Here is an 8,727-nt window from a genome sequence, read left to right as displayed (position 1 = left end):
TCCCCTATTGCCGGGCGCTCTAATCCACCGGACGAAGGCTCATCGGGCCGTAGACCTTGTGGCCGGCCTCCTGCAGCACCACCTGCTGGACGCCGGCCGCCAGCAGCTCCCGCCAGGTTTCCCCCAGCCAGGTCTCGGCATCGCTCTGCGTCGGGAACGGCTCTGACGACGACGGCTCTGGCAACGACGAGTCCGACAACGACGAGCCGGACAGGGCGGCCGCGCCACCGTCCTCGGTCTCAAAACGCCACACCCAGCTCACCGGGCGACCTCCCTGTTGTTCTGCCCATCTGCGTCATCCCGAACGGCAGGCACCCATCCAACACGCTCACGGCCGGAGAGCGCTGCGGCCATGACTCTATTTCGCGCGCTCGAAGGCCCGGAGAGCGCGTTTGAGATCGTCATTCCGGCTCGCCGCGCCCAGGCGCCGGAAGTGCTCCTGGCCTGATCGCCCTGCTTCTCCTCGCTACCGTGCGGCCAGCCCCATACGATCCGGCGGACGGGCAGACAGGTCGAAAAAAGAGGAAGGAAGCCGTGATCACAGCTTCATACGGCATCACGACGGCGCTCGCTGGCGCGTCCACGCTCGCCGAGGCCGCCGAACCGCACAAGGGACCGCTGGAATGGTGGGCGGTCGGCCTGGTCACGATCGGCGCGATCCTGCTGCTCGGACTCGTCATCATGATCATGACGTTGGCCGACCGGAAGCGCCATCCGCACGCAGCCCCGCACACAGCCCCGCACGCGCACGCACGCCCACCGGCACAGGCACAGGCGCAGGCGCAGAAGCCTTCGGCGTGAGGACGTCGCGCGCGTGCGGCTGAGGCTGCTCGGTACGGGCTCAGCCGATGGCTGGCCCAACCCGTGGTGCGAGTGCGCGTCGTGCCGCTGGGCACGCGAGCACGAAGTGCGCACCCAGACCGCGGTGCTCATCGACGAGCTCATGCTCATCGACTGCGGGCCAGACGTACCGCGCGCCGCAACCCGCTTCGGGGTGCGGCTCGCGGGCGTGCGTCATCTGCTGTTCAGCCACGCCCATCCCGACCACACCGGCCCGGCGGCCCTGCTGTGGCGGGAGTGGGCGACCGCGGCCGACCAGCCATTGGACGTTGTCGGGCCGCCCGCCTGCCTGGACGCCTGCCGTGCCTTCGTCGGTCCGTGGGACTGCGCGGCTGAGGGTTCGGCGGCGGAGAATCCGGCGGTCCAGGCGGCGGACAGCCCGGCCCCCAGCGGGTCCGGCGCGTTTCGGTTCCACCCGGTGGTCGCCGGCGGCGTGCTGGCGCTCGGCGGCTTCGAGATACGGCCGGTGGCGGCCAACCACGGGGGCACGGCCATCGGGCCGGCGGTGCTCTACGACGTGACCGCCCCGGACGGCGGACGGGTGCTCTACGCGTGCGACACCGCGGCGCCGCTGCCACCGCGGACCCTGGACGCGCTCACCGGCCGGGCGTTCGACGCCGTGCTGATGGAGGAGAACAACGGCGACCGCCCGGGGTTCGGTGACCACCTGGGCCTGGCCAGCTTCGCGGATGTCCTCGCGCAGTTGCGCCAACACGGCGCCGTGGTGGGAACGACCCGGGTCCTCGCCGTCCATCTGAGCCACCGAAACCCCCCTGGGGACGCGCTCGCCCGGCGGCTGGCGCTGATGGGGGCCGAAGTGCATCCCGACGGTGCCGTGCTCGACATCATCCCGAACGCCAGCCCGAACGCTATCCCGGACACCAGCTCGACCGCCGCTTCGGACACCACCTCAGCCAGCGTGCCGGTCACTGCGCGCCACGGAACGCGCCGCACGCGGTCGGCCTCCGGGCTGCCCCGGCCGTACCGCGTCCTGGTCACCGGGGGTGCCCGGTCCGGCAAGTCCGCGGAGGCCGAGCGCCGCCTGGCCGCCTGGCCGGACGTGGTGTACGTCGCTACCGCGGGACCGGTCGCGCCGGGCGACACCGAGTGGGCGGCGCGGGTGCACGCCCACACCATCCGCCGGCCGCGGCACTGGACGACGGTGGAGACCGCTGAGCTGACGCCGCTGCTGAGCACCGACGGCCCGCCGCTGCTCGTCGACTGCCTCACCCTGTGGCTGACCGCCCATCTCGACGACGATCCCGTGGACGGCGGCTGGCCCGCCCGCGTCGACACACTGGTCGCGGCCTGGCGTGACACCCGGCGCCACGTGGTCGCGGTGACCAACGAGGTCGGCTCGGGCATCGTCCCCACGAGCGCGGTCGGACGCCGCTTCCGCGACGCCCTGGGCCGGCTCAACGCGGCGATCGCGGCCGAGTCCGACGAAGTCTGGCACGTCGTCGCCGGCATCCCCACCCGCCTGCGCTGACCCGCGCTCAGCACCCGCCGTGAGCACCCGCCGGGAGCTGAGGATCGACCTGGAAGAATGGAGGAACTCGAAGAAACGTGCGGGAGAAGGCGTGGGAGGTTGTGGGCTTGAACGAGCACGAGGTGCCGTCGCTGCGCAGGCAGGTCGAGACCGCCGTCTCCGACGCGATCAGCCAGGCGCTGCCTGAGCTGGCGGGAGCCGACCCGGTGGTCCGGCGCTCCGAGCACGCGGACTTCCAGGCCAACGCGGCCCTCGCACTCGCCAAACGCGCCCGGCGCAAACCTGCCGACCTGGCCGCGTCCGTGGCCGACGCCCTGCGCCGCGACATCGGTACCGACACCGACACGGATGCCGACACGGGTACCCCGGTTGCCTCCGTCACCGTCTCCGGGCCGGGATTCATCAACCTGGTCGCGTCCGACACCGCGCTGTGGCGCCAGGTGGCGGCACGGCTGGCAAGTCGCCATCTCGGGGTGGGAACACCACAGCAGGGCCGTCGGACGGTCGTCGACTACTCCGGTCCGAACATCGCCAAGGAGATGCACGTCGGTCACCTCCGGACGACGATCATCGGTGACTGCCTGTCCCGGGTACTCGGCTTCCTCGGCGCGGAGGTGCTCCGCCAGAACCATCTCGGGGACTGGGGCACCCAGTTCGGGATGCTCATCGAGTATCTCGACGAGCATCCCGACGTCGCGTGGCACCACGACGAGCTCTCCGACGGCACGTCGACCGTCTCCGCGCTCAACACCCTGTACCGGGCCGCCCGGGCCGTGTTCGACGCCGATCCCGACTTCGCCGACCGGGCCCGGCGTCGCGTTGTCGCGTTGCAGGCCGGTGACGAGGCGTCCGTCACCCGCTGGCGGGAGATCGTCGCCGAGTCGGAGTTCGCGTTCAGCGAGATCTACCAGCGGCTCGGTGTGCTTCTCACCGCCGCCGACTCGGCGGGCGAATCGTTCTACAACCCGTGGTTGCCCGAAGTGGTCGGCGAACTCACCCAGGCCGGCATCGCCGTGGAAAGCGACGGTGCGCTGTGTGTGTTCTCCGCCGAGATCACCGGCCCGGACGGCGAACCGGTACCGCTCATGGTCCGTAAGACCGACGGCGGCTTCGGATACGACACCACCGACCTCGCGACGATCCGCTACCGCATCCGCGACCTCAAGGCCGACCGGATTCTCTATGTCGTCGACGCCCGTCAGGCCCTGCACTTCCAGCTCATCTTCGAAGCCGCCCGCCGCGCCGGCTGGCTCACCGACGACGCCGACGTCACACACGTCTCCTACGGGACGGTGCTCGGCCCCGACGGGCGGCCTTTCAAAACCCGCTCGGGCGACACCGTCAAACTGATGGACCTGCTCGACACCGCCGTTGGGAGGGCCCGGGAAGTCGTCACCGAGAAAGCCCACGATCTCGACCCGGCCGAACTCGACCAGATCGCCGAGCAGGCGGGCATCGGCGCCGTCAAATACGCGGACCTGTCGACATCCCGCACCAAGGACTACACCTTCGACGTCGACCGCATGGTGTCCTTCTCCGGCAACACCGGTGTGTACCTCCAGTATGCGCACACGCGGATCTGTTCCATTCTTCGCAAAGCCGGCGACGCATCCGCACCGGTCGACACGACGCTCGCGCCGCATCCCGCCGAACGCGCGCTGATACTCGCGCTGGACGCCTTCGGCGACACGCTCACCGAGGTCGGCCAGACGCTCGAGCCCCACCGGCTCTGCGGTTATCTCTACGACCTGGCGAAGGCCTTCACCGACTTCTACGAAGCCTGCCCCGTCCTGTCCGTGGCGCAGCCGACGCGCGGTAATCGCGTCGCACTGTGCCGGCTCAGCGCCGAGACGCTGCGCCGTGGCCTGAACCTCCTCGGTATCGCCGCGCCGGAACGCATGTGATCCCCATGCCCCGGCGCCGAGGCCGCCGGAGGGTCACCCGCACGCGGGTGACCACTTCGACGACGCCCTCGGCCACATCAGGACCATGCCAGCACTATCGATCCCTGTTCCCTGGAAAAACGGGTGCGGCGAACGGTTTCGCCCGCCCCGACAATGCGGCGCCGATGCGGTTGGCCAATTCGTTTGAGGCCGCGACGGCGCTGGGCGACCGAATGGATGGCGGAGACGGCTAGATTGCGATCCCCCACGACGATGTTTCCCTGCACCTGGCCATCGACCTCGATGCGCGGACCGGGGCTGGCCATCCTGGCCTCCCTCGATTCATACAACGGGATGGACAGACCGGTCGATGGCGTCCCCGTCGTGTCATTCGCCCCGACCGTGACAATCAGTCGTACTCGGGACAGAGTACGCGCTGGCATGAATAGTCGATCGGACTCCAGTAGCGGTCGCCCAAGTATGCGGAAAGTGGCGCGCAGACTGACGCCAACGGTCCGCTACCGCGAGCCGAAAGCCATATCACAACGGGTTTGTGGACAGGCTGGCCGCGAGCCCTCCGGGCCGAGGGAACAAGAAGATGTCAGCTGCATTCGCGTCAACCAGCGCCGCGAAGCCTCGGAAGCTCCCGGCCTGGCCCATGCCTTCCGGCGTGGCATAACGATCAATTTACTGATCATCAAGCAGCGCACGAAGGTCCCGGAGAGCATCACCGGTAACACTCACTCGCATAGCCTCCAGCCCTACCAGTACTGGTTTAGGATCCTCGTAAAGGCGTACTGACCAGCGGGAGGCGCGGACGTGTCGTTGTTCGACACACACGGTGATCTTGTAGAGGCTCGCGCTCGGCTACGGTCTCAGGTCGACGAGATCCTTGCCGCGCTGGAGTCCGGCCGGCTCCCGCGCCCGCACGAGCGAGAGCAGGTGGATCTCAAGGAGGAAGCCGGACGACGTGATCGTCGTGGTGGCGTCCTCCCCGGTGAGCGCCAGAATCCCCAGGCGGTGGAGCAGCTGGCACGCGAGGTGCCGTGCATGGCCAACACACCGGGTGGCGGTGCGCTCATCGTCGGCGTGGACGACTCCGGCCGTGTTCTCGGCACCGAGCTGGACGTCGAATGGCTCCGCCACAGGATCTTCGAGCGCGTTGACATCGCTCCTGCCGTCGAACAGCGGCTCGTGCGGGGTGAACGGCTCCTGGTCCTCTATGTTGCCGAGACTCGCGAGCCGGTCGAGGACCCGGAAAACAAGATCCGATGGCGGGTCGGCGATCACTGTGTTCCGGTGGACCGGTCCGAGTGGTGGCTCCGCAGGCAGGAGCGGGCCGGGCTGGACGTGATGGCCGCAGTGACCGGCCGGACGATCGCGGACGTCGCCCCGGGCGCCCTTGTGACGGCCCGCCGTTATCTCATCAGCGGCAACGACGACGAAACGGCCGACACCACCGACACCGAACTGCTCGGGCGCCTCGGCGTCCTGCGCCCGGACGGCGCACTCACCCAGGCCGGCGTGCTGGCCTTCTGCCCGGCGCCACGGACGCTCATCGAACTGACCCGCTTCGACGTCCCCGGCGGTGATGTTCTCAACCCGCCGACCGATCTTTCGGGACTGGCCCTCGTCGAACAGCTCGCCGCGGTTGAAAGCGATCTCCTGGCATTCAACGTCGCGACCACCGTCCACCGCGGGTTCGCCGAGATCCCCGTCCGGCAGATCCCGCCTCGTTCGGTGCGTGAGGCCCTGCTCAACGGGCTCGTGCACCGCGACTGGATGCGTCCGGATCCGATCACCGTGATCTGGTTCGACCACGACCATGTTCTCGAGGTGGAAAGCCCGGGCGGCTTTGCCGGCGGCGTGTCCCAGGACACCGTGCTCTCCCGCAGGTACGCCCGCTACCCGGCGCTCTCCGATCTCTTCCGCGCGCTGCGGCTGGTGGAGAAGCAGGGGGTCGGTGTCGACCGCATGTACCGGGAAATGATCTCGTTTGGCCACCGGCCCCCGCGGATCGTCGAGGTGGCCGGGCCTGCGGTTCGGACCCGCCTGGCGGGTGGGGCGCCGGTCGTGCCGGTGATGTCGCTGATGGAGTCGGTCCAACCCGCCGCACGCCGCCGTGACGTGCGAATCGCCGTGATCTTCTACGAACTGCTGCACCGGCCGTTCCTCACCCTCGACAGCGCGGCGCGCGCCCTGCAGACCGACGCGGACGACGCGCGGAGCGCGCTTGAGACCGCCTGCGCCACCCGCATCGACGACGACGTGCTCGTCGAGCCGTACAAGGACGTCTGGATGCTGTCCGCGGCCGTGTTCCGTCGGCTGGACAACGACCAGGGCACCAACGACCAGGGCACCGCAGGGGCGCTGATCGGACGCGGCCTGCTGCCCTACCGCCGGCCCAACCAGACCAACAGCCCGGACGTCGTCCAGGCCTGGCTTGCCGCCCACGACCGCATCACCAGCGGTGACTACGCGACCCTGACCGGCCTCACCCAGACCGGCGCGAACCGTGCGCTCGACCGCTTCGTCCCGGATCTGCTCGTCCGCGGCTCCACCACCGGCCGCAACGCCCACTACATCGCCGTGCCGACACGTTCTCGATGAAGCGGAACCCGCGCACACCCAAGGTGCTACCATGTAGAACATGGTGCAGGTGGGAGTGCGGGAGCTCAAGCAGAACGCCAGTCAGGTACTGGCCCGGGTGAAGGCCGGAGAGACGGTCGAGGTCACCGAACGCGGAACGGCCGTTGCGATCATCACTCCGTACGAATCGATCTCGAGCTACGAGCGTCTTGTCGACTCCGGCGACCTGCTACCCGGCGGGCAGGGCATTCTGGGCATCGAGCCGGTGACTATGAGCACCGGCGTCCGGTTGTCGGATGAGCTCGCCGCTCTGCGTGATGAGGACTGGAGATAGTTCTGATCTACCTCGACACCAGTGCACTGACCAAGCTCGTTGTCGCGGAGGAGGAGACCTCGGACCTACGGGCTTGGCTCGCCGAGCACACGAACCGGCGACTGGTCAGCAGCGCGCTGGTACGCACCGAGCTACGACGCGCGGTTCTTCGCGTCGCTGACCGTCCTGATGTCAGTCGGACGGAGGCGCAGGCCGCAGCTGGAGCGGCAACGGCACTTCTCCGAGAACTCGACCAAATCAGGTTGAGCTACCCGTTGTTGGACCGAGCCGGTCTGCAACCACCGACGCGCCTACGCAGCCTTGACGCAATTCACCTTGTCACCGCCGCTGCCCTCGGCCCGGATCTGCACACCATGGTTGCCTACGACCACCGCCTCCTCGACGCTGCTCGCGACATCGGCATAGCGGTCGCCGCCCCCGGCATGCTGTAGCGCCGGATCGGAGCGCAACGAGTGGCCGACGCGGTAGCCGGGATCGTCCATCAGGTAGGAAAGACGCTGTGCAGACTCCAGACCTCGACAGCGACGCCATGGACGCAGCCCGGCAGCGACAGCGAGCACTGACCAAACCACCGGGCGCGCTCGGGCGCCTTGAGGAGGTCTCGGTCTGGCTTGCCGGCGCGCAGGGAACCTGCCCGCCACGGCCGTTCCAGCGCGTCCGGGCCATCGTCATCGCCGGTGACCACGGCGTCGCCCGGTCGGGTGTCTCCGCGTTCCCCCCGGAAGTCACCGCTCAGATGGTGGCGAATTTCGCCACCGGTGGCGCCGCCGTGAACATCCTGGCCCGCACGGTCGGTGCCTCCGTGCGAGTGGTGGACGTCAGTGTGGACACCGACGAGCCGAGCGGGCCGGGCGGAGTGGACGGGACCGCTCCGGCCGGGCGTTACCGGATCCGCCGCGGCAGCGGGCGGATCGACATCGAGGACGCCCTGACCGCGGACGAGGTCTCGCGCGCGCTCGACATCGGCCGCACGATTGTCGACGAGGAGGTGGATGCCGGCGCTGACCTGCTCGTCCCGGGCGAAATGGGCATCGGGAACACCACTGCCTCCGCGGCGATCGTCGCCACCCTGCTCGACCGTGAACCAATCGACGTGGTCGGGCGCGGGACCGGTATCGACGATGCCCGGTGGATGATCAAAACAGCCGCGATCCGGGACGCGATGCGCCGCGGCCGGCCGTTCGCCGCCGACCCGCCGGCCCTGCTCCGGGTGATCGGCGGCGCGGACCTCGCCGTGCTCGTCGGCCTGTTGGCCCAGGCCGCCGTCCGCCGCACCCCGGTGGTGCTCGACGGTGTCGTCATCTGCGCCGCCGCGCTGGTCGCCGAAGCCCACGCGCCAGGGTCGAAGGCATGGTGGATCGCTGGCACACGGTCGACCGAGCCCGCGCAGCACCTCACGCTCGAGTCACTCGGCTTCGATCCTCTGCTGGACCTCGGCCTGCGGCTCGGTGAGGGCACCGGTGCGCTACTCGCCGTCACCCTGCTGATGGCCGCGCAGGCGACACTTGCCGAGATGGCCACGTTCGACCAGGCCGGGGTCAGCGACAAGACGGGAACGCTCGCCGCCGCGGGCGACGGCCCCACCGCGGGTC

General features: G+C 69.3%; 9 protein-coding genes. 7 read left to right on the top strand and 2 right to left on the bottom strand.

What is annotated here, in order from left to right; all coding sequences use genetic code 11:
- Positions 1-19: 19 nt before the first annotated feature.
- Complete coding sequence (locus MJ783_RS10825; protein ID WP_239310265.1) at positions 20-262, bottom strand: hypothetical protein; 243 nt, start codon at positions 260-262, stop codon at positions 20-22.
- Positions 263-534: 272 nt separating this feature from the next.
- Between MJ783_RS10825 and MJ783_RS10820 the strand changes: the two genes are divergently transcribed.
- The 3 genes from MJ783_RS10820 (at position 535) to argS (ending at position 4,233) form a co-directional block, all read left to right on the top strand.
- On the top strand, positions 535-801 hold the full coding sequence (locus MJ783_RS10820; protein ID WP_239310279.1) for a hypothetical protein: 267 nt from the start codon (positions 535-537) through the stop codon (positions 799-801).
- Positions 802-814: 13 nt separating this feature from the next.
- Positions 815-2,329 carry a bifunctional adenosylcobinamide kinase/adenosylcobinamide-phosphate guanylyltransferase gene (locus MJ783_RS10815; protein WP_239310264.1) on the top strand — a complete coding sequence of 505 codons (1,515 nt, stop codon included), beginning with the start codon at positions 815-817 and terminating at the stop codon, positions 2,327-2,329.
- Positions 2,330-2,436: 107 nt separating this feature from the next.
- Positions 2,437-4,233 (top strand): arginine--tRNA ligase, encoded by a 1,797-nt coding sequence (gene argS, locus MJ783_RS10810; protein WP_370651595.1) that lies wholly within the window; start codon positions 2,437-2,439, stop codon positions 4,231-4,233.
- Between the two features lie 77 nt (positions 4,234-4,310).
- Here argS and MJ783_RS10805 read toward each other — a convergent pair whose 3' ends face one another.
- Entirely contained in the window at positions 4,311-4,538 is a 228-nt protein-coding gene (locus MJ783_RS10805; RefSeq protein ID WP_239310262.1) for a hypothetical protein, read from the bottom strand.
- A gap of 493 nt (positions 4,539-5,031) precedes the next feature.
- Between MJ783_RS10805 and MJ783_RS10800 the strand changes: the two genes are divergently transcribed.
- From MJ783_RS10800 to cobT, 4 genes are all read left to right on the top strand, one after another.
- The gene (locus MJ783_RS10800) at positions 5,032-6,822 is read left to right on the top strand and encodes a DUF5635 domain-containing protein (protein WP_239310261.1); all 1,791 of its coding nucleotides are present in this window, start codon (positions 5,032-5,034) and stop codon (positions 6,820-6,822) included.
- 40 nt (positions 6,823-6,862) lie between these two features.
- Positions 6,863-7,135, top strand: a complete 273-nt coding sequence (locus MJ783_RS10795; protein WP_239310260.1) for a type II toxin-antitoxin system Phd/YefM family antitoxin — start codon at positions 6,863-6,865, stop codon at positions 7,133-7,135.
- Positions 7,126-7,566 (top strand): type II toxin-antitoxin system VapC family toxin, encoded by a 441-nt coding sequence (locus tag MJ783_RS10790; RefSeq protein WP_308194823.1) that lies wholly within the window; start codon positions 7,126-7,128, stop codon positions 7,564-7,566. The genes MJ783_RS10795 and MJ783_RS10790 overlap by 10 nt, the downstream gene beginning before the upstream one ends.
- Before the next feature lie 98 nt (positions 7,567-7,664).
- Positions 7,665-8,727 (top strand): nicotinate-nucleotide--dimethylbenzimidazole phosphoribosyltransferase (gene cobT / locus MJ783_RS10785; RefSeq protein ID WP_239310276.1); only part of this gene is annotated, 1,063 nt, incomplete at its 3' end.

Source organism: Protofrankia sp. Cj3 (assembly GCF_917627355.1).
Lineage (GTDB): Bacteria > Actinomycetota > Actinomycetes > Frankiales > Frankiaceae > Protofrankia.
This window is presented reverse-complemented; position numbering and strand designations above follow the sequence as displayed.